This is a genomic window from Micromonospora sp. NPDC005252, from assembly GCF_042872475.1.
Taxonomy (GTDB): domain Bacteria; phylum Actinomycetota; class Actinomycetes; order Mycobacteriales; family Micromonosporaceae; genus Micromonospora.
Map to the genome: position 1 here is coordinate 294,056 of NZ_JBIAKN010000007.1, position 20,005 is coordinate 314,060.

Genomic DNA, 20,005 nt, shown 5'->3' on the forward strand with positions numbered 1-20,005 from the left:
CCATTTGTTATCACGGGCGGTAGCGGACATAGACAAACCTGTAAGCCAGCCCTACAGTTCGGCCGACTAGTTCTCATCAGCACGGGGGTTTTTGATGACCACTGGCCGCTGGCTGCTGCCCGCGCTCCTAAAGAGACGTTCCCTTCTCGTAGTCGGAAGCGCGGTCGCGCTTCTCGGCACATCCGTCGCGGTGCCCGCACAGGCCGTGCCGGCTGCCGCGTCGAAACCGTCAACCGCCATCTCCGAGACCGCCGACCCCGCCTCGGCGTCCGCCGCCGCGCGCCGCTCCGGTAAGCGGGTGGAGGTCGCGTCGGCGCGTACCGAACTGACCCAGGTGTTCGCCAACCCGTCCGGGGGCTTCACGGCGGAACTGGCCGTGGTGCCGCAGCAGGTCAAGCGCCCCGACGGCTCGTGGGCGGTCGTCGACCTCGCGCTACGTCGGGGTGCGGACGGCTGGCGGCCGACGGCGTCGGTTGCGGACGTGCGCTTCTCCGACGGTGGCGATGCCGCCGCGGTGGTCCTGTCCCGCAACGGCCGGTCGTTCTCCCTGTCCTGGCCGGGTGGTCTACCCCGACCCTCGGTGTCCGGTGACTCGGCCACCTACACCGACGTGCTGCCCGGCACGGACCTGGTGCTGCGGGCCACCCGGACCGGGTTCACCCACGTCCTCGTGGTCAAGACGCCGGAGGCAGCGGCGAACCCGCGTCTGCGCGAACTCCGCTTCGACCTGGGCGGCGACGCGCGGGTGGTGCGGGGTCGAGACGGTCGCCTGTCGGCGCTCGCCGGCGACGAGGTCCTCGCCGCCGCCGACAGCGCCGTCATGTGGGACTCCCACGCCGGTGTCGCAACGTCAGGCCAGCGATCGGCGACGGCCTCGGCCGGGGACGCCGCGTCCGCGGGTGGGTCGTCGTCCGACCTCTCGTCGTCGGCGGCGCCGGGTGACAGAGCGCGTGTCGCCGCCGTCGATGTCCAGGTCGCCGACGGTGACCTGGTCCTCCGCCCGGACGCCGCGTTGCTCTCGCCGGCCGGCGCGACCTTCCCGGTCTACATCGACCCGGCCTGGTCCACCGGCAAGTCCCGATGGGCGTACTCGACGAACAACAACAGCAACAACACGGACACCTCGGTGGCCCGGGTGGGCCGGGACCCGGACTCCGGGAAGCTGTACCGGTCCTACTTCGACTTCCCGTTGACCACCGTGCGGGGCAAGCACATCGAGTCCGCGTATGTGCAGATGAAGCTGGATCACTCCTGGTCGTGCGGCAACACGCCGACCTACCTGTACCACTCTGGTGGCATCGCCTCGACTCCGCGTACCAACTGGGCGCCGAAGCTGATCGGCTTGAAGTCCTCGGCCAGCTCGCACGCCAACGAGGGCTCCGGGTGCTCCGACTCGCCACAGCCGGACATGACCGTCAACTTCACCGGGTCCGCGGTGACCAGCGTGATCCAGTCCTCCGCGACCAGCAGTGCCACCAACATCACCTTCGGCTTCTGCGCGTGCAGCGCCACCGACGGGTCGGGCGAGTCCACGACCGACCGGTGGAAGAAGTTCTTCCCGGGCAACGCGAAGCTGGTGGTCGACTTCGACTCCATCCCCGGTAAGCCGAACAACCTGCAGGCGGCCGGCGTTGCCTGCTCGGCCAGCACGACGCTGGTCATCGGCACCCTGAAGCCGACGTTCTCCGCGATCTTCCCGGACGCGGACGGTACGCAGGCGCTGACGACCGGGTACGAGTGGGTCCAGGTACCCGCCAACGGTGTGATCGACGCGTCGACCCCGCGCCGGTCGGCGCCGGCCGGAGCGTCGGTTCCCGCCGGAGGTCGCTCGACGACGGCCGCGGTGACGGCCGGCGAGGGGGTGACATACGCGTTCCGCGCCAAGGCGACGGACCCCGCTCCGTACAGCCGGACGAGTGTCTGGTCCGACTGGTGCAAGTTCATGGCCGACACCAAGGTGCCGCCGGTGACCGCGACGCTGACCTCCGGAACTGGGTTGCCGGGCAGCACGGCGACCTTCCTCATCTCGTCCACCGATTCCACGGTGACCAAGTTCCGGTACGGCTGGGTCAACCCGCCGGTCACCGAGGTCACGGCGGTGGGTCGCATAGTGATGAGGCCACCGAGCGAACCCATCACCGTGAAGCAGGCGCAGGTATCGCTGGTCGTGCCCAAGTACGGATTGAACACGCTCTACATCTCCGCAACCGATGGTGCCGGCAACATCGGCTACGGTTCGCTGGAGTTCACGGCCCCTCGGCCGGCGCCCGCCACGGCCCGCTGGGGTCTGGAGACCTACCCCGGGGTCACGGCGTCGCAGGCACTCGACGACACGCAGCAGTCGCCCCCCTCGGGCAGGACCCCGCTGTCCTCGGGCAGCGTCTCGTGGACCGGAGATCTGCGGCTGATTCGCGGCGAGACCGCCTCGTTCAACGGCACCTCGTCCAGCCTGGCCACAACCGGGCCGGTGGTGGACACCACGGAGTCGTTCAGCGTCGCGGGTTGGGTACGCCTGGCGGCGCTTCCCACCACGGCGGACATGGCGGTCGCCGCCCAGGCCGGCACCAGCACGGCCGGCTTCGTGTTGGGTACCCGGCTGGAGGGTTCCCCGCTGACGCCGCGCTGGTCGTTCCTGATGAAGGACACCGACCTGCAATCCAGTTCCACCCGAGCAGCGGTCAGCTCCGCCCTGACAACGGCGGACGTCGGGCGGTGGACGCACATCGCCGGTGTCTACGACAAGACCGCCGGGAAGATCCGGCTCTACGTCAACGGCAAACTCACCGCCGAGACGGATCGGACCGCGGCCGCGTGGAGCGCCGGTGGCCCGTTCAGCGTCGGGCGGGGCTGGACCTCGGGCGCGCCGGCCAACTGGCTGAAGGGCAACCTGGCCGACGTGCAGGTGTACGACCGGGTGCTGGTCGACCACGACTTCACCGGTCAGCTCGCCGAGGATCCGGACTCCGGAGGCTTCGACGAGCCGGGAATGCTGTCGGCGGTCAAAGTGGGTGACTGGGGCTTCGGCAACGGCATGCCGTGCTACGTGGAGTCGACGGACCCCACCCTGTGCAGCGCGCCGGAGGACGGTCAGTTCGGCCGCAGGCTGGCTCTGACGGCGGGCGCCGATTTCGGCTCTCTCTCCGACGACAAGTTCCTGACGCTGGACCGACAGGGCATCGAGGATCCGGCCCAGCTGACGACAGAGTACGGGCGCTCACAGGACAATCTCGCCGAGCCGCAGAACCCGGTCTGGCAGGACGGCCGCGTGCTGCGTACGGATCAGTCCTTCTCGGTGTCCGTCTGGGTGCGACCTGACGCACAGGCACTGGGCACCATGACCGCCGTCAGTCAGGCCGGCACGCAACAGTCGGCCTTCTACCTCGGCCAGCGTGCCTTCACGGTGGGCACCACGACCGAGTACCGGTGGTGTGTCAGCGTCTTCGGCGTCGACGACGATGACACCACGGGTCAGACCGTGGCGGTTCCGATGACGTCGGGGGTCCTGACGGAGGACGACTGGGCCCGGTGGACGCATCTGGTCGCCGTCTACGACGCGTCCCGGCGCGAGATCCGGCTCTATGTCAACGGAAAGCAGGAGGGGATCAAGGGTTTCAGCAGCGGCACCTTCACCGGCGCCTTCGACGCGACCGGTCCGCTCGTCGTCGGCGCTGCCCGCTTCACCCCAGTGGGCGGAACGACACGGTGGGTCGACCTCTGGCGGGGCGACATCGACAAGCTCGGCCTCTATCAGGGTGCACTGACCGACGCGACGGTCAAGACGCTCTTCGATGCGGAGTCGCCGGAGTCGGTGGAAGCACCCGAGGACTGACCGCTCCGCAGCCCCTGACCGAACCCCACACGTCGACCTCGTCCGTGGAGGCATGGTGAACCCCTACTCAAAAACTCTCCGTAAAACCCTTCAAAAGCCCCATAAAACCGGCAAGGCTCTCCTGGCGGGGTTGCTCAGCGCCGCTTTGTTGACCATGGGGCTGTCGGTTCCGGCGCAGGCCGCGCCGGGCGGCCCCAAGCCCGGGACCGGTCAGCGAGAGAAGCTCGACAAGGACGGCGGCCCGGCGGTCGGTCGTGCCCGGCCGACGAAGGCCGTACCGAACGCCAAGCCCGCCGCGCCCGTGTGGCCCGCCCCGGGCGAGGCGACGGTGACCCTGCCGTCGGACGGCGCGGCAGGCGCGGCCGGTCAGCGCCGCTCCTCGTCCTCGGCGGTGCCCGCTGGTGCGCTGCCGGTGTCGGTCCAGCGGGCGACCGGCACGGCAGGCGCCCGAACCTCGGCGGTCTCGGTCCAACTGCTGGACCGCGCGGCCGTGCCGGCCCGGTGGCGCGACGGACTGATGCTGCGGATCGACGACGCCGGTCAGGCGCCCGCGCGGTCCACGACACCCGCTCAGCCCGGCGCGGCCACCGTCTCGGTGGACTACCGCGGTTTCCGGGACGCCTTCGGTGGCGACTGGGCATCTCGGCTGCGGCTCTGGCAGGTCCCCGAGTGCGGACTGCGCGACCCGCAGCGGGCCGAGTGCGCGGCCAAGCCCCTGATCTCCAGGAACGACGGCACCTCGGTGACCGCCGAGGTGCCGGTGGCCGCCGACAGCGCGGCGGCGCGGACCGCCGGGCAGGCCGGGACGCTCGTCGCGCTCGCCGCGGGCAGCTCGGGTCCGGAGGGTGACTTCTCCGCGACCCCGATGTCGGCCAGCGCCACCTGGTCGGCGGGTACGTCGACCGGTGGCTTCTCCTGGTCGTACCCGATGCGGATGCCGCCAGCGATCGGCGGCCCGGCACCCAGCCTCGGCCTCTCCTACACGTCCGACGCGGTCGACGGCCAGTCCGACGCCTCGAACAGCCAGCCGTCGTGGGTCGGTGAGGGCTTCAGCCTCTGGTCCGGCTACATCGAGCGCAGCTACGTCCCGTGCGCCGACGACATGAGCGGCGGCAACAACAGCTCCAACCGCACCGGGGACCAGTGCTGGCGCTCCGACAACGCGACGATGTCGTTGAACGGTCGGGGTGGCGAACTGATCTTCGAGGCCGGCAAGGGCTGGCACAGCCGCAACGAGGACGGCACGAAGATCGAGAAGCTGACCGGCACCGCCAACGGTGACGACGACGGTGAGTACTGGAAGGCGACCACGCCCGACGGCACGCAGTACTTCTTCGGCCGCAACACGCTGCCCGGTCAGAGCGCCACCACCGAGTCCGCCTGGACCGTCCCGGTCGCCGGCAACCACGCGAACGAACCGTGCAACGGCTCCTCGTTCGCCTCGTCGTTCTGCAACCAGGCCTGGCGGTGGAACCTCGACTACGTCGTCGATCCGCGCGGCAACACCCTGTCGTACTGGTACGAGAAGGAATCCAACTACTACGCCAAGCTCGCCACCTCCACCAACAAGGCGTCCTACGTCCGCGGCGGATCGCTGCGGCGGATCGACTACGGCACCTGGGACCGCAGTTCCACCGACCGCTCGGTCAAGCCCCTGGCCCAGGTCGTCCTCGACATCGCGGATCGCTGCGTGACCGACTGCTCGAACCGGGGCAACTGGAAGGACGTCCCCTGGGACCAGGAGTGCACGGCGGCCGCGGCGGACTGCAAGGAGAACTACGGTCCGACGTTCTGGACGACCAAGCGGCTCTCGACGGTCACCACACAGGTCTGGGACACCACCAAGACCACCCCGGGCTGGCAGCCGGTGGACTCCTGGACGCTGGGTCACACCTATCCGCCCGTCGGTGACGGCAGTGACCACGCCGGAATGTGGCTTACCTCGCTGGTGCACAAGGGCCTGGTCGGGGGCACCGTCGTCATGCCGCCGGTGACCTTCGAGCCGGTGTCGATGGCGAACCGGGTGTTGAGCAAGAACAACACCAGCAACAACCGGATGCGGATCGGCAACATCTTCACCGAGACCGGGGGGCAGATCCAGGTCACGTACAGCCTGCCTGACTGCAAGAGCAACAGCCTTCCGTCCGCCCCGAACACCAATACGCGCCTCTGCTACCCGGTGGTGGGGCCCGACCCGTACGAGCCGGGCAAGGAACTCACCGAGTACTGGCACAAGTACGTCGTCAAGCAGGTGTCCGAGTCGGACATCAAGGTCATGGCCGGCGGCACGGACCACGGCCAGCCGGTGCAGAACACCTACTACGACTACGTGGGCGACCCTGCCTGGCACTACGCCGACGACAACGGGCTGGTGCAGCCGAAGCGCAAGACGTGGAACCAGTTCCGCGGCTTCGGGCAGGTGGAGGTCCGCAAGGGCGACGCCCCGGCCCAGACACTGACCCGCACGACCTTCCTGCGCGGCATGCACGGTGACCGGCTCGCTCCGTCCGGCGGCACCCGTGACGTCACCGTCGGCGCCTCGCTCGGTGGCGAGACGGTGTACGACGAGGACCAGTTCGCGGGCATGGTCCGCGAGCAGGTCGTCTACAACGGCGTCGAGAGCAAGCCGGTCAGCAAGACGGTCAACGTGCCGTGGCGATCGAAGGCGCTCGCGACCCGCACCATCAACAAGGACGTGGTCTCGGCCCACTTCACGAACACCCGGGTCACCTACAACGCGGTGGCGCTGGGGGTCAACGGGGCATCCGGCTGGCGCACCTCGCGTACGGTGTCGGCCTTCAACGAGGACTACGGCAGCACCGAGTCGATCCAGTCCGACGGCGACGTCGGCAAGACCGGTGACGAGACCTGCACCACCTACCTCTACAACCGCAACACCGACGCGAACCTGCTCGGGACGGTCAAGCAGATCACCGTCAAGGCTCTGCCCTGTGCCACCGCGCCCGCCAGCCAGGACGACATCGTGGCGGACGAGCGCAAGTTCTACGACGGCGCCACCAGCATCGACGCTCAACCCACCCGGGGTGAGGTCACCCGGATCGACCGGCTCAAGGACTGGTCCGTCGCCGGTGGCACGGTCTGGCAGACCATCAGCCAGGCCACCTTCGACGCCTACGGGCGGCCGGCGACCGCTACCGACGCCCGTGGCCGCACGGTGAAGACGGTGTACACCCCCGCGACCGGTGGACCCGTCACGAAGGTGACCACCCAGACGCCGGATCCGAACGGCGGCACCGTCGACTGGGAGAACAGCATCGAGGTGCGGCCCTACTGGGGCCAGCCGGTCAGAACCAAGGACTACAACGGCAAGCAGTCCGACCTGGTGTACGACCCCATGGGGCGGCTCGCCAAGGGCTGGAAGGTCGGCTGGCCGCAGGCGGATCACCCGAACAGCCCGTCGGTCGAGTACACCTACTACTACGCGCCCAACCGGGATGCCTACCCGTACACGAAGAGTCGGGTCCTCCACGCCGGCGGCGGGTACCTGACGTCGTACGACATCATGGACGCCTTCCTGCGGCCTCGCCAGACGCAGGCAGCCGGGGTGGGCGGTGGCCGGGTCGTCACCGACACCCTCTACGACGCGACCGGTCGGGCCGTGACCTCCTACCAGGCCCACGCCGAGCCGGGCACGCCCGACGGCGCGCTCTGGTGGGAGCCCGAGTGGTCGGTGCCGGCGTTGACCAAGGCGCTCTACGACAACGCCTCCCGGCCCACCGACCAGGTGTTCTTCGGCACCGACGGGGTCACCAACCTCATCGAGAAGTGGCGCACCAGGACCGAGTACCTCGGCGACACCACGAAGGTGACCCCGCCGCCGGGCGGCACCGTCACCACCACCAAGACCGACGTGCAGGGCCGGACGGTGGAGCTGCGCCAGCAGACCGACCGGACGCAGGTAACGCCGGACCACGTCACGACCTACACCTACAACCGCAAGGGCCAGCTCACCCTCGTCCGGGACACGGCCCAGAACGAGTGGGTCAACACGTACGACGTCAAGGGCCGCCAGACCAGCGCGAAGGACCCGGACAAGGGCACCACCACGACCACCTTCACCCAGTACGACCAGGTGGAGACGGTCACCGACGCCAACGGTGTGCTCGTCAACGAGTACGACTCGTTGGGGCGGCGCAAGGGTCTCTACGTCGGCAGCGTGAGCGCCGCGAACAAGCTGGCCGAGTGGAAGTACGACAAGCTCTACACCGGTCAGACCGTCCGAGGTCAGCTCACCGAGAGCATCCGCTACGAGTCGGCCGGATCGTCGAACGCCTACAAGTGGCAGGTGCGCGGCTTCAGCGACCGCTACCAACCCACCGGCACCAACTACGTCATCCCGACCAACGAGGCTGCGAATCTCGCCGGCACCTGGGTCTATGGCTACGAGTACTCGCCCTACGACGGCAGTCCGACGGCGGTCACCTATCCGGCCGGCGGTGGTCTGACCACCGAGAAGGTCCAGACGACGTACGACTCGACGACCGGGCTACCCACCGAACTGTCCACCAATCTGATCAACGTGGGTCGCTACGTGATCGGCCAGCAGTACACCCAGTACGGCGAGCCGACGCTCACCACCCGCAAGACCGACGGCGGCGTGTACGTCGAGGACAACACCTACTACGACCTCACCACCCGACGCGTCGACCGGATGACGGTCAAGCCGGAGACCGCCGCCGGAACGGTGGTGGACACCGACTACGAACACGACGCCGTCGGCAACATCCTCTGGATCAAGGACACCCCGCAGGTCGGCACGGCGGACACCCAGTGCTTCCGCTACGACGACCTGCGCCGGATGACCAACGCGTGGACGCCCAAGGCGGGTGTCGAGTGCAAGACGGATCCGAGCGTGTCGAACCTGGGCGGCCCGGCCCCGTACTGGCACGAGTGGACCGTCGACGCGGTCGGCAACCGCAGCACGGAGAAGGTGCACACGGCGGCGGGTGACACCACCCGCACGTACACGTCGCCGGCCAGCGGCAAGGACGCCGTACGACCGCACGCGGTCACCTCGGTCCTCACCGAGGCGCCCGGCCAGGCCGCCGTCACTACCCAGTACGCCTACGACAATGTCGGCAACATGACCTGCCGGCCGGCGGCCACCACGGCGAACAACTGCGCCAACGGGACCAACTCGCAGACGCTGAAGTGGAACACCGAGGGCAAGCTCGCCTCGGTGAGCGTCGGCGGGCAGACCGTCGAAACCAACATCTACGACGCCGAGGGCGCGCGTCTGATCCGTCGCGACTCCAGCGGGAGCACGCTCTACCTGCCGGGTCAGGAGATCCGGCGCGACAACAACTCCATCGTCACCGGCACCCGCTACTACAGCTTCGCCGGCAGGATGGTCGCCAACCGTACGCCCAGCGCGCTGACCTGGCTCTACTCGGACCACCAGGGCACCCAGCAGACCGGCATCAACGCCGCGTCCCAGGCGGTCACCGTCCGCCGACAGACACCGTACGGCGACCCCCGCGGCACCCAGCCGCAGTGGACGAACAACAAGGGCTTCGTCGGCGGCGACAAGGATCCGACGGGCCTGACCAATGTCGGAGCCCGGCAGTACGACACCGCTCTGGGACGGTTCATCTCCGTCGACCCGGTGCAGGACCTCGCCGATCCGCAGCAGTGGAACGCGTACGCCTACAGCAACAACAACCCGATCACGTTCTCCGACCCGAGCGGCCTGCGGGCCTGCTCCGACGACGCCTGCGGTCCGGGCGCCGACTACGAGGACATGTACGGCAACTACGTCGAGGTCAAGGGCGACAACGACGGCTGCGGTGGTAGTTGTGGCGACGACGACTGGGCCGAGGCCCGCGCGGCGCACGAAGCCGGTGGCGGCAACGGTGGCGGCGGTGGCAAGGGTGGCGGCAAGAACGGTGGCCCCACCGACGAGGAGATCAAGCGGGCCAAGGAGGTCAAGAAGCAGAACGCCGTCTCGATCATCATCCAGGCCGGCGGGAAGCTCCTGCTCGACTTCTTCGGCATCAACGACATCCTGGACTGCATCCACGGCGATCTGATGGCCTGTGCCTTCACGCTCGCCGGCATGCTGCCCGTGGGTAAGGCCCTCCAGTTCCTCCGCAAGGCCAAGCCCATGGCCAAGACGATCACCAGGGCCGGTAAGGCGCTGTTGAAGTGGAGCCAGGAGACGAAGTGGGCTGACGACGTCCTCGAGGCAGCCGAGAGTTGTCTGGTAAAACGGCACAGTTTCGCGCCAGGGACGAAGGTGGTGCTGGCCGGCGGCGGTTACAAGGCCATCGAGGAGTTGCGCGAGGGTGACCTGGTCCTCGCCACCGACCCGGAGACCGGAAAGACCGAGGCTCGCGAGGTCACCAGGACGCACCGCAACGAGGATGCGGACCTGACGGACCTCACGGTCAAGGCCGACGGCGCCGAGGCGACGGTCATCAAGACCACCCAGCACCACCCGTTCTGGAGTGAGGATCGTCAGGACTGGATCGACGCGGCCGACGTCCAGGTCGGTGAGGCGCTGCGGGCGCTCGACGGCACGGCGATCACGGTCCAGGCCGTCCGGTCGTACGCCGGCCTGGAAGCGATGTACGACCTCACGGTCGCCGACATCCACACGTATTATGTGGTGGCTGGCGCTACCCCTGTGCTCGTTCACAACAACAACTGCCCTGTGTACACGGTGGGCGGGCCGAGGGTTCGCCCAGGGAAAGATATCGATGTAGATGCGGACGGCTTCGTCAATGGGCCTTCTGCTGAGCAACTGAAGTCTCTGGATGTGCAGGGCCTCTCTACGTTCGATTCGGTGGAAAACGCCAGCCGTGTCGGGTTGAAGGGGCAGGTCCGTACCCCTACGGATTCACTTCCAGACGGGTTGGGTGTTATCGCTGACGGCAGAGGGGTCGGGGGTCCACGCGCACTTGGTCACCACACGATTTACCCCACACGTCGCATGTCGTTCGATGAGTATGTAGGCCTCATCCAAGGGATGAACTGGCAGAACATAGGAAAGAAGTTGTGAGTCCAGAAACAGATGCCCTGGGGATGGAGAAATGGCGTGCCTTGGTGGCAGCCGAGCAAGAGGTCGCTCGGTGTCGCGCTGAGGTGAATCAATCACCCTCCCGCGCGGACGTGCTGGCGAAGGCGCTGTCAAGCAGTTCGGCGTGGGATCGGTCTGCCGCCCTGGACTTCCTTCGCCTCCTGCCTGAAGACGTTCCGAAGCTGCTCGACTTGCTGGTCGACCTGTCCCTATCGAGCGGATGGACGCTGCCCGCCCGTGAGGCGATCCGGTCAGCCCGGAAGGAGATCGACCCGTCGCAGTTCGCGCGGGTAGCGCTGGAATGCCTGTCCAACGGGGACGCCGAGGATTATCTCAGGCTGGCTGACGTGCTGGCCGAGGTCGAAGCGTGGGAGGCTCTGAGTGCAGTGATCGGCAGAGCCGCCGAGAGCGGCGATCCTGGCATCCGCGGGGTTTCCCGCTGTTACACCGAAAGTCACGGCGGCATGTTGCCTTGATTGGTGAATAGCCTGCTCTGGTCGAGCTGAGCTGTGTGTTACCCGAATCTCCGCCCCGTGGAGTTCGGGCCCGAAGCCCCGTCGGGTGCGTTCCCGGCGGGGCCTCGGCGCGAGGCGACGGCAGTGGAGGACGACAGCGTCAGCGGCGGGATGGAGGCAAGGTGGAGAGATACCAGCACCTGCGTTCCCTCATCTCGCACCTCCTCGACGAATCTCCGTTGACGTCGACGGACGTCATCGCCGATGTTCGTCATCTGATGAACGTGGGCGAACAGGAGTTGGCCTTCGACACGATGTGCTCGTGGCTATACGAGGATGATCTCCCGATCACCTCCGCCTACTACGAGCGTCTTGTGTCAGCCGCGAAGGAACTGGAAATGCCGAGGTCGATCAGCAAGCTGGACGAGCTCATCGCGGATTAACGGGTTCGGGAGGCTGTTCGCCCCTCCTGCCGGGCGTGCGGCGACCGGAGCAGCGGTCGGTGAGGTCGGGTGGGCTCTCGTGGTCAGCGAGCCCACCCGGCCGATCACCATCGGGTGCGAGCCTGAACCGCCGGCTCAACGGCTGCGTACCGGGTGGTCCAGCACCTCGTCAACGTCGCGGCGCGGGGTGGGACGGCCCGGCTGGCCGTACCCGATGCGCAGCACCATCTGCGGCGCGCCGAACCGCCCCAGCGACACCCGCAGCTGTTCCCGCGCGGTCGGCACCTCGATCGGCTGGGACAGCATCGACACGCTCAACCCCGAGTCGGTGGCGGTGAGCAGCACCCGTTGCAGGGCCTGACCGGCGACCACCTGGTCGATGGCGGTGTTGCCGACCGAGCCGAGCACCCCCACCAGCGGCTCGGGTTCGAAGTCCCGTCCCGGCGCCCGGTCGCGCCCGCCGAAGCCGCGCGTCGGCAGCACGTCCTGCGGCTCGTGCTGCGGGCCGCCGGCCGAGGCGGGTACGCCGTCCGGCGCGGGCTCCCGGCGCAGCCACCGCTCGCGTTCCGCCCGGTAGGCCGGGTCGCGCTCCAGCACCCGGTGCGCGCTGCGGGCGATCTCCCCGAATGCCGTCACCGCGCTCACCCCGATCAGCAACTCCAGCCAGCACCCCTCGGCGCGGGCCGCCTCACCGAGGCGCCACCGCGCGTCGGACGGCACCGGGTCCGGCCGGAACGGCAGCCGGTTGCTGAACCGGCGGGGGATGGCCGCGTGCAGGCTCTGCTCGGCGGGGGTGGGCCGGCGCGGGATGTCCGGCACCAGCCGGGCCAGCAGGTCCGGCTCGGCCGGGTCGGGGCGCAGCCGTACCCGGGCCGGGACGCCGGCCACGGCCAGCGCGACCCGCAGGTTGAACAGGGCTGCACCGCAGGCGATCCGTACGCCCCAACCGCTCGGGTCGGTCGCCGGCAGCCGCCGGGCCGGGTCGGCCAGCACCTCGATCCCACCGTCGCGTAGCCGTAACCGCCACGGCTGCGTGTTGTGCAGCGACGGCGCGCGGACCGCGTCCGCGGCGGCGGCTCGCAGTTGGGCTGTGGTGTAGCCGAGGTCCATGACGGTGCTCCTTCCGGTGGACCGGTCGTTCAGCCGCAACGGCCGGCGCACCCCCCACGGTCCGCCGGTCCAGCCGCGCCGAGCAGGGCCGGACGTCCCGACCGCCCGGGCCCGACCGCCTCACCGACAGTCGGTCCCTCCGGTCGGGACCTTCGGCCCGTGCGCCTGCCGAGCGGCGCGGGTAGAAACGAGGGATGATCCGCGTCTTCCTCCTCGACGACCACGAGGTCGTCCGCCGTGGCCTGGCCGACCTGCTGCAGAGCAGCGGTGACATCGAGGTGGTCGGCGAGTCCGGCTCCGCGCAGGAGGCGTCCCGCCGCATCCCGGCGCTGCGGCCCGACGTCGCGATCCTCGACGCCCGGCTGCCCGACGGCAACGGCATCGACGTGTGCCGCGACATCCGGGCCGTCGACTCGTCCATCAAGGGCCTGATCCTCACCTCGTACGAGGACGACGAGGCGCTGTTCGCCGCGATCATGGCGGGGGCCGCCGGGTACGTGCTCAAGCAGATCCGCGGCACCGACCTGGTCGACGCGGTGCGTCGGGTGGCAGCCGGGCAGTCCCTGCTCGACCCGGCGATCACCACCCGGGTGCTGGAACGCATCCGCAACGGCGTCGAGCAGCCGCGCGAGTTGAAGTCGCTCACCGAGCAGGAGCGGCGGATCCTGGAGTACGTGGCCGAGGGGCTGACCAACCGGGAGATCGCGGGAAAGATGTTCCTCGCCGAGAAGACGGTGAAGAACTACGTCTCCAGCGTGCTGGCCAAGCTGGGCCTGGAGCGCCGCACCCAGGCCGCCGTCCTGGCCACCCGCCTGTTGGGCAAAACGCCCTGAGCCGACCCGCGCCGGTCAGTCGCGCAGGGGCACCGACCAGCACAGCTCGGTGCCGTGCGCCTCGACCGGGCGGATCGTGAAGGTGCCGCCGAGGCGGTCGGCGCGTTCCCGCAGGTTGATGAGGCCACCTCGGGCGGCGGCCGGGTCGCAGCCCACCCCGTTGTCGGTGACCGTCACGCTGACCTGCCCGTCGTCGACGCGTACGGCCACGTCGACGCGGGTGGCCTGCGCGTGGCGGACCGTGTTGGACAGCGCCTCGCGCAGCACGGCGGTGAGATCCGGGCGGAGGGCGTCCGGCACGGCGCTGTCCACCGGGCCGGTCACCTCCAGGTGCGGCTTGAAGCCCAGCGACTCGGCGGCCAACTCGATGGCCTCGCGGATCTCGGTGCGCAGCGCGGCGGTCATCGGCGTCCGCAGCTCGAAGATGGTGCGCCGGATGTCGCGGATGGTGGCGTCGAGGTCGTCGACGGCCGCGTTGATCCGCTTGGCCACCTCGGGGCGGGCCATCATCGGCGCGGCGCTCTGCAACTGCAGGCCGGTGGCGAAGAGCCGCTGGATCACCACGTCGTGCAGGTCGCGGGCGATCCGTTCGCGGTCCTCCAGGACCACCAGCAGCTCCCGTTCCTCCTGGCCGCGGGCCCGTTCCATGGCCAGCGCCGCCTGACCGGCGAAGCTGCCCAGCAGCGCCACGTCCTCGGCACTGGCGCCGCCGCCGCGCTCCGGCCGGTGCGCCACGATCAGCACGCCGTGCAGCGTGTCGGCGGTGGCCAGCGGTGAGACGATCGCGGGCCCGGTGTGCAGCAGCGCCGGCCACGGCGCGGCGTGTGCCAGGTCGTCCACCTGGTCGTGCCGACCCTCGGCCACGGCCGCCCCGAAGCTGGTGTCGGCGGCCGGCAGGACCGCGCCGACCAGCGCCCGGGCCCGCTCGTCGACGCCGTCGACGACCTCCACGGTGAACTGGGCGGTCTCGCTGTCGTGGAGCAGCACCAGCGCCAGCTCCGCCTCGGCGACCTCCCGGGCCCGGCGGGCGACCAGCGTCAACGCGTCGGTGCGGCGCACCTCGCCGAGCAGCACCGTGGTGATCTCGGCGGTCGCGGCGAGCCAGCGTTCCCGCCGGTGGGCCAGGGCGTACAGGCGGGCATTCTCGATGGCCACGCCGGCGGCGGCCGCGAGCGCGACGACGATCTCCTCGTCGTCCTCGGTGAACTGCGCGCCGCCCTGCTTCTCGGCCAGGTAGAGGTTGCCGAACACCTGCTCCCGGATGAGCACCGGCACGCCCAGGAAGCTGTGCATGGGCGGGTGGTTGGCGGGGAAGCCGTAGGAGCGTGGGTGCTGGGTGATGTCCGGCATGCGCAGCGGGCGGGAATCGTCGATGAGCAGGCCGAGCACGCCCCGCCCGTGCGGCAGGTCGCCGATCTGCGCGTGCTGCTCGGGCGTGATGCCGTGCACGATGAAGTCGTGCAGCAGCCGGTCCGGGCCGACCACGCCCAGCGCGCCGTACCGGGCGCCGACCAGCTCGCAGGCCGCCTGCACGATGCGTCGCAGGGTGGTGCGCAGATCCAGGTTGGTGCCGATGCCGACGACCGCGTCGAGCAGCGCCCGCAGCCGCTCCCGGCTGGTCATCACCTCGCCGACCCGGTCCAGCATCTCCTGCAACAGCTCGTCGAGGCGGACCCGGGACAGCGGGCTCAGCCCGAGCGACGGCGTCACCGGGGATTCCGGGCGGGGCTGCGGAACGCTGCTGGTCACCGCGCGATCGTAGCGTCGGCGTACACCGTCGATCGCCCGTCAGGCCCGCTCGCCGCGCACCGCGGAGGTGTCCACCACCTGCTCGCTGGCCAGCCGCGGGGTGTGCGGCGGGCCCGCGTGTGCCGGGTCCGCGATGCCCAGACGCAGCACGAGGTACGGGAAGCCGATGCCGGCGAGCACCTGACGCAGGGTCTGTCGGGTGCCCGGGACCTCGACCACCGCGCTCAGCGGCACCACCGACACGCCGAGCCGGGTGGCGGTCAGCCAGGCGGCGGAGAGCGCTTCACCCGCGCGCAGCCAGCTGTCCCGCTCGTCCTCGTCGCCGTGCAGCAGCGCGTACACCGCCGCCCGGTCGTGGCCGGGGCCGACCGGCAGGCTGCCGGGGCGGCCGAAGTCACGGCCGGGCACGGTGGTCTGTGGCGGCTGCTCGGGGAGCACCTCGGGGGGCAGACCGGTGCCGCTGTCGGCGCGGCTCGTCCAGTACGCCAGCTCGGCGCGCAGCTCCGGGTCCTCGGCCTCGACCGTGTCGGCGTGCCCGGCCGTGGCGGCCAGTTCCAGCACCTGGTCGCGGTCCAGGATCTGTAGGCGGCCGCCCTCTGCGGTGACCGCCTGGGCGATCTCCCCGATCGCGGCGGTCGGCACCGGCTCGTCGCTGACCGGCCGCCGGTCGGTGTGCCGCACCGACATGCACTGCACCATCCGCATGGCGTCCGGGTCGCCCGCGGTCCGGCTCAGGTCGGTCAGCCGGGCCAGCAGGTCGGTGTCGTCCGGGTCGGGCAGGCGCTGCACCACCGCGCGCCAGCCTTCGGCGGCGAGCGCCAGCCGGGCGTGGTGCAGGGCCGCGCCGCAGCTGATCGTGAGCAGCCGCCCCTCCGGGTCGCTGGCCGCGAGCTGCCGGTCGGTGACCGTACGCAGCTCCAGCGCGTCGGGGAGCACCCGCCACCGCCACGGCTGCGTGTTGTGCACCGAGGGGGCCTGGCCGGCGGTGGTGGCGGCCTCCGTCAGCGCGGTCGTCAGCTGACTGTCCTGACTCATCGTCACGACCTTTCCGTCTTAGCCATCGTGCCTCACCTGGCGCTGTCGCGCGGTGTGTTGCCGCTCCATCGTGGGGCAATCCCGGACGCCGGGCAGGGGCCGCAGGTCCCGAATCGGCGGGTCGTTGCGCCCACCTGGTGCCTTGACCGGCGGCCGGCTCGGGTGCCGGCGAATGCGCCGAGCCACCGGGACGCGCTGCTGTCGCGCCACCCGCCGACGCGGGCAGTCGAGCGGGCGCGGCCTCAGCGTTCCCGGACGACCGCGACCGGGCAGCCGGCGTGCTGGATCAGCTGCTGGCTGACCGAGCCGAGCAGCATCCCGGCCAGCCCACCCCGGCCCCGACTGCCGACCACCACCAACTGCGCGGACCGGCTCGACTCGATGAGCGTCCCCGCCGGGCTGCCCGCGACGAGGTCGAGCGTGATGTCCAGCTCGGGGAACGTCCGCCGCCACGGCTCCAGCGCCTCCTCGACGGCGGCCTGCTCGTCGGGCGTCCCGGCCGCCGCCTCGGGGCCGGGGGTCCAGGCGTGCAGCACGCGCAGCGGCACCCGGCGTTGGGCGGCCCGCTCGACCGCGAACCCGAGCGCCACCAGCGACGGCTCCGAACCGTCCACACCGACCGCCACCGGGGCTTCCGGTCCGCTGGCGGTCCCGTCACGGACCACCACGACCGGGCAGTGCGCGTGCGCGGCGACCGCCACCGCCGTCGACCCGGCCAGCAGCCCGCCGAACCCTCCGTGGCCGCGGCTGCCGAGTACCAGCAGCCCCGCGTCGGCGGAGCGCTCCTGCAACACCAGGGCCGGCGGCCCGTCGTACACCTCGCCGGTGACCGTCAGGCCGGGGTGCGCGGCGGCGGCGTCCGCCGCGGCCTTGCGAACCAGGTCGTCCGCCTGTCTCCGGGCGGTGTCGTCCGGCCAGACGCCGGGCGCCACGCCCGGACCGACCCAACTGGCCACCGTCAGCCACTCGAAGACGTACGCCAGCCGCACCGGCTGGCCGCTGCGCTCGGCCTCGGCCAGCGCCCAGTCCAGGGCCACCGACGCGTCGGTGGAGCCGTCGTAGCCGACCAGGATCTCCGCGTCCCGCACGTCGTCCTCCTCAGGGGTTGGTCGGGTCGGTCTCGCGGACCCAGCGCCACTCGGCGACCCGGGGGTCGTCCTCGCCGTGTTCGCGGGTGTAGTCGCGGGCGGCCTGCCGGGCGTCGACCATGTCCTGGCGCAGGTGCGCGGCGCGGGCGCCGAGGCCGGGCACCCGGTCGATGACGTCGATGACCAGGTGGAAGCGGTCCAGGTCGTTGAGCATCACCATGTCGAACGGGGTGGTGGTGGTGCCCTCCTCCTTGTAGCCGCGCACGTGCAGGTTGCCATGGTTGGAGCGGCGGTAGGTCAGCCGGTGGATCAGCCACGGGTAGCCGTGGTAGGCGAAGATGACGGGCCGGTCCGCGGTGAAGATGGTGTCGAACTCCTTGTCGGGCAGGCCGTGCGGGTGTTCGGTGTCCGGCTGCAGGCGCATCAGGTCGACCACGTTGACCAGCCGCACCTTCAGCTCCGGCAGGTGCTCGCGCAGCAGCTCGGTGGCGGCCAGCGTCTCCAGGGTGGGCACGTCACCGCAGCAGGCCAGGATGACGTCCGGCTCGCTGCCGCCGTCGTTGCTGGCCCACTCCCAGATGCCCAGGCCACGCCGGGTGTGCTGGATCGCCTCCGTCATCGTCAACCAGTTCGGCGCGGCCTGCTTGCCGGCCACCACCACGTTGATGTAGTGCCGGCTGCGCAGGCAGTGGTCCATCGTGGCGAGCAGCGTGTTGGCGTCCGGCGGCAGGTAGACCCGCACCACCTCGGCCTTCTTGTTGACCACGTGGTCGATGAAGCCGGGGTCCTGGTGCGAGAAACCGTTGTGGTCCTGCCGCCAAACGTGACTGGACAGCAGGTAGTTGAGCGAGGCGAGGGGCTGCCGCCAGGGGATCGCCCGGGTCACCTTCAGCCACTTGGCGTGCTGGTTGACCATCGAGTCGACGATGTGGATGAACGCCTCGTAGCTGGTGAAAACGCCGTGCCGGCCGGTCAGCAGGTAACCCTCCAGCCAACCCTGGCACAGGTGCTCGGAGAGCACCTCCATGACCCGGCCGTCGGGGGAGAGGTGGTCGTCGCCGGGGACCGTGCCGGCGATCCAGGCCCGGTCGGTCACCTCGAAGGCGGCGCCCAACCGGTTGGACGCGACCTCGTCCGGGCCGAACAGTCGGAACGTCTGCGGGTTGGCGGTGATCACGTCGCGGATCCACGGGCCGAGCACCCCGGTCGCGCCGGCCATCGGCTGGCCCGGCTCCCGGACGTCCAGGCCGTAGTCGCGGAAGTTGGGCAGGGTCAGGTCGCGCAGGACCACTCCGCCGTTGGTGACCGGGTTGGCGCTCATCCGTCGGTCACCGCGTGGCGGCAGCGTGCGCAGCTCGTCGACCGGAGCGCCGGTGGCGTCGAACAGCTCCTCCGGCCGGTAGCTGCGCAGCCAGTGCTCCAGTTCGGCCAGGTGGGCGGGGTTGTCGCGGACGCCCGACAGTGGCACCTGGTGTGCGCGGTACGTGCCCTCCACCTGGGTGCCGTCGACCTCGCGCGGGCCCGTCCAGCCCTTCGGCGTCCGCAGCACGATCATCGGCCAGCGGGGGCGTTCGACGACACCGCCGGAACGGGCCCGCCGCTGGGTCTCGGCGATCTCGTCCAGCGCCCGGTCCATCGTCGCGGCGAGCGTGCGGTGCACCACGGCCGGGTCGTCGCCGGACACCACGTACGGCTGGTAGCCCGAACCCCGCATGATGTCGAGCAGATCGGACTCGGGGATCCGGGACAGCACGGCCGGGTTGGCGATCTTGTAGCCGTTGAGGTGCAGGATGGGCAGCACCGCGCCGTCGCGGGCCGGATTCAAAAAGACGCTGGAGAGCCAGCTGCCGGCCAGCGGCCCGGTCTCCGCCTCACCGTCGCCGACCACGCAGGCCACCACGAGGTCCGGGTGGTCGAACGCGGCGCCGTAGGCGTGGCTCAGGGCGTACCCGAGCTCGCCGCCCTCGTGGATCGAGCCCGGCACGTCCGCCGCGACGTGGCTGGGAATGCCGCCGGGGAAGGAGAACTGCCGGAACAGCCGGGCCATCCCGGCCTCGTCGCGCGCCACGTCGTGGTAGCGCTCCGACCAGGTGCCCTCCAGCCACGTGTTGGCCACGATGGCCGGGCCGCCGTGCCCGGGGCCGGTGACCAGCATCGCGTTCAGGTCGCGGGCGACGATCACCCGGTTGAGGTGCGCGTAGATCAGGTTGAGTCCGGGGCTGGTGCCCCAGTGTCCGAGCAGCCGTGGCTTGATGTCGTCGGGGGTCAGCGGCTCGCGCAGCAGGGGGTTGCCCAGCAGGTAGATCTGCCCGACGGTGAGGTAGTTCGCGGCACGCCAGTAGGCGTCCAGCCGGCGCAGCTCCTCGTCGGTGAGTGCGCGCTGCACGTCGAGAGCGATGTCCATGGTGCTGCCTCTCGCGGGTA

General features: G+C 70.3%; 10 protein-coding genes. 5 read left to right on the plus strand and 5 right to left on the minus strand.

Annotated elements, in window-relative coordinates:
• Window positions 1-190: 190 nt before the first annotated feature.
• The 4 genes from ACFYPH_RS21650 to ACFYPH_RS21665 all read left to right on the plus strand — a co-directional run bounded on the left by ACFYPH_RS21650 (window position 191) and on the right by ACFYPH_RS21665 (window position 11,766).
• On the plus strand, window positions 191-3,829 hold the full coding sequence (locus ACFYPH_RS21650) for a LamG domain-containing protein (protein ID WP_387184124.1): 3,639 nt from the start codon (window positions 191-193) through the stop codon (window positions 3,827-3,829).
• A gap of 130 nt (window positions 3,830-3,959) precedes the next feature.
• On the plus strand, window positions 3,960-10,850 hold the full coding sequence (locus tag ACFYPH_RS21655; protein ID WP_387184127.1) for a polymorphic toxin-type HINT domain-containing protein: 6,891 nt from the start codon (window positions 3,960-3,962) through the stop codon (window positions 10,848-10,850).
• Window positions 10,851-10,873: 23 nt separating this feature from the next.
• A complete protein-coding gene (locus ACFYPH_RS21660; RefSeq protein WP_387184129.1) occupies window positions 10,874-11,344 on the plus strand; it encodes a hypothetical protein in 471 nt (156 codons plus the stop codon).
• A gap of 161 nt (window positions 11,345-11,505) precedes the next feature.
• On the plus strand, window positions 11,506-11,766 hold the full coding sequence (locus ACFYPH_RS21665; RefSeq protein WP_355139264.1) for a MafI family immunity protein: 261 nt from the start codon (window positions 11,506-11,508) through the stop codon (window positions 11,764-11,766).
• Between the two features lie 135 nt (window positions 11,767-11,901).
• Here ACFYPH_RS21665 and ACFYPH_RS21670 read toward each other — a convergent pair whose 3' ends face one another.
• A complete protein-coding gene (locus ACFYPH_RS21670) occupies window positions 11,902-12,876 on the minus strand; it encodes an Acg family FMN-binding oxidoreductase (protein WP_387184132.1) in 975 nt (324 codons plus the stop codon).
• 194 nt (window positions 12,877-13,070) lie between these two features.
• On the opposite strand from ACFYPH_RS21670, the gene ACFYPH_RS21675 reads away from it, so the two are divergent.
• Entirely contained in the window at window positions 13,071-13,709 is a 639-nt protein-coding gene (locus ACFYPH_RS21675) for a response regulator transcription factor (protein WP_234581614.1), read from the plus strand.
• 15 nt (window positions 13,710-13,724) lie between these two features.
• Here ACFYPH_RS21675 and ACFYPH_RS21680 read toward each other — a convergent pair whose 3' ends face one another.
• From ACFYPH_RS21680 to ACFYPH_RS21695, 4 genes are all read right to left on the minus strand, one after another.
• Window positions 13,725-15,401 (minus strand): GAF domain-containing protein, encoded by a 1,677-nt coding sequence (locus ACFYPH_RS21680; protein ID WP_387184236.1) that lies wholly within the window; start codon window positions 15,399-15,401, stop codon window positions 13,725-13,727.
• A gap of 96 nt (window positions 15,402-15,497) precedes the next feature.
• Complete coding sequence (locus ACFYPH_RS21685) at window positions 15,498-16,493, minus strand: Acg family FMN-binding oxidoreductase (RefSeq protein WP_387184135.1); 996 nt, start codon at window positions 16,491-16,493, stop codon at window positions 15,498-15,500.
• 242 nt (window positions 16,494-16,735) lie between these two features.
• Window positions 16,736-17,581: a universal stress protein gene (locus ACFYPH_RS21690; RefSeq protein ID WP_354855426.1), complete on the minus strand. Its 846-nt coding sequence runs from the start codon at window positions 17,579-17,581 to the stop codon at window positions 16,736-16,738.
• Between the two features lie 10 nt (window positions 17,582-17,591).
• A complete protein-coding gene (locus ACFYPH_RS21695; protein ID WP_387184138.1) occupies window positions 17,592-19,985 on the minus strand; it encodes a phosphoketolase in 2,394 nt (797 codons plus the stop codon).
• Window positions 19,986-20,005 lie beyond the last annotated feature (20 nt).

Coding starts and splice junctions, on each gene's coding strand:
- ACFYPH_RS21660 (WP_387184129.1), top strand. CDS start 10,874: ATGGAGAAATGGCGTGCCTTGGTGGCAGCCGAGCAAGAGGTCGCTCGG.
- ACFYPH_RS21670 (WP_387184132.1), bottom strand. CDS start 12,876: ATGGACCTCGGCTACACCACAGCCCAACTGCGAGCCGCCGCCGCGGAC.
- ACFYPH_RS21675 (WP_234581614.1), top strand. CDS start 13,071: ATGATCCGCGTCTTCCTCCTCGACGACCACGAGGTCGTCCGCCGTGGC.
- ACFYPH_RS21685 (WP_387184135.1), bottom strand. CDS start 16,493: ATGAGTCAGGACAGTCAGCTGACGACCGCGCTGACGGAGGCCGCCACC.
- ACFYPH_RS21695 (WP_387184138.1), bottom strand. CDS start 19,985: ATGGACATCGCTCTCGACGTGCAGCGCGCACTCACCGACGAGGAGCTG.